Below are 1,560 nucleotides of genomic sequence, written 5' to 3'. Positions count from 1 at the left end.
GCTATGTGCACATATACAATATCTTATAACTTTATATAACCATCATGTAGCCCAATCTTAATCACCTGTTTCCCGCTATGGGGTAGGATACACCCCTTTTCTATTACTTTTTCTTAACTGATTCATTTAGAAAGCTCACACCATTGTTATATCCTCCGAAGTACCGTAAAATTTCACATTCCATTTTTGAGGTGTGACTTTTGAGAATTCTTTCCCTAATAGTACTATTTGCTTTGTCACTTTTTGCTGATTCGATGACCCCTAAACAACTCCATGTATTGCAAACCGTACGAGATATCGCAAAATCGATCCCCGATAAAAACGGCAATACTTATGAAAATACACTCAGTGCGATTTGTTTAACAGAAAGTAGTGCTGGGAAAAATACCATCGGCGACTTCAGACATAAAAAATCATTTACCAAAGCTTCTCTGGGTCCTATGCAGATTCAAGTTGCTACTGCACGCCACGTCTCTCAAAATGTCAAAAAACTTCGTTGGCTGAATACTCTTAGCGATGTACAGTTGGCGGGAAGATTGTTAGGAGATATTAAACTCTCTGCTCAAGTCGCTACCCATTATTTGGTTCTACTGCAAAACAAACGATTGGATCATTTTTATGCTATCAGCGGATACAATGGCGGTATAGCAAATCGACCCTATTATAACCGTGTCATGAAAAATATGAATCTTGTTAATCATCTAGTATTGTCCGGTAAACTGTCTTAATATTTCAGCTATAATACTTCTATCGAGAGTAAGGGGATGTTTGTATGAACGATGAAAAATTAAAAATTGTATTGGCTCTTCTAAGTGGAGTTATCTTCAGTTTGATTTTTATTCTTTTAGCATTCATTCTTCCGCTTCATTCTCCTAAAACTCCTGAAAAAACGATGGATTCAGAACTACAAAAACTCTCAAAAGAGTATAAAAAAAATCAATATGTGCCTCCTCCTTCTGAAAATCACTAAGTTTTCTATCTAAGAACAATCGTTATGATGAAAATTGCCTTATCGGCTTGTTTATTAGTTTCGGTAGTTTTAAAACAGCCATTTCTAAAAAAAGCTCGATTAAAAAAACACATAATGTTTTGGAATATTTAGGATGAAGCGGATATTATGGTTTCGAAGAGATTTGCGTGTAGAAGACAATCCTCTCCTCTCGCAAGAGGGAAGTGTTCTTCCTATCTTTATTTTTGATCCTGATATTCTCTCATCACTTGATGCAAATGACCGTCGTATCACATATATCTACCAATCCCTCATACATCTCAAAACCTCTTTAAAAAAAATGGATCTTGATTTAGCTATTTTTTATGGCAAACCCACGGAAGTGTTTCAATGGCTTCTTTCGCATGAGTACTATAACGAAGTATGCGCTTCAGGCGACTATGATCGCTATGCACTAGAGCGTGATCAGCTGATATCCCATTTACTGCCATTTCACTATTTGCACGACACCTATATCTTCCGCAGTGATGAAGTGCTAAAAAACGACGGAACCCCTTATCAGGTTTTTACCCCTTTTTATAACCGTGCCAAAACTCTCTTCACCCCTTTTC

General features: G+C 36.8%; 3 protein-coding genes. All 3 read left to right on the top strand.

The annotated features are described in order from the left end of the window. The first annotated feature begins 200 nt into the window (after positions 1-200). Positions 201-728, top strand: coding sequence for a transglycosylase SLT domain-containing protein (locus WA010_RS07090; protein ID WP_422556434.1), 528 nt, complete (start codon positions 201-203; stop codon positions 726-728). A 44-nt stretch (positions 729-772) separates the two neighbouring features. Further along, positions 773-970 carry a hypothetical protein gene (locus tag WA010_RS07085; RefSeq protein ID WP_422556433.1) on the top strand — a complete coding sequence of 66 codons (198 nt, stop codon included), beginning with the start codon at positions 773-775 and terminating at the stop codon, positions 968-970. A 133-nt stretch (positions 971-1,103) separates the two neighbouring features. After that, positions 1,104-1,560, top strand: a 457-nt coding sequence (locus tag WA010_RS07080; RefSeq protein WP_422556432.1) for a deoxyribodipyrimidine photo-lyase, incomplete at its 3' end; no start/stop codon positions are given.

The organism is Sulfuricurvum sp. (assembly GCF_049305995.1).
In the GTDB taxonomy this organism is placed as follows: domain Bacteria; phylum Campylobacterota; class Campylobacteria; order Campylobacterales; family Sulfurimonadaceae; genus Sulfuricurvum.
The sequence above is the reverse complement of the archived record's forward strand: the minus strand, read 5'-3'. Positions and strand labels throughout refer to the sequence as shown.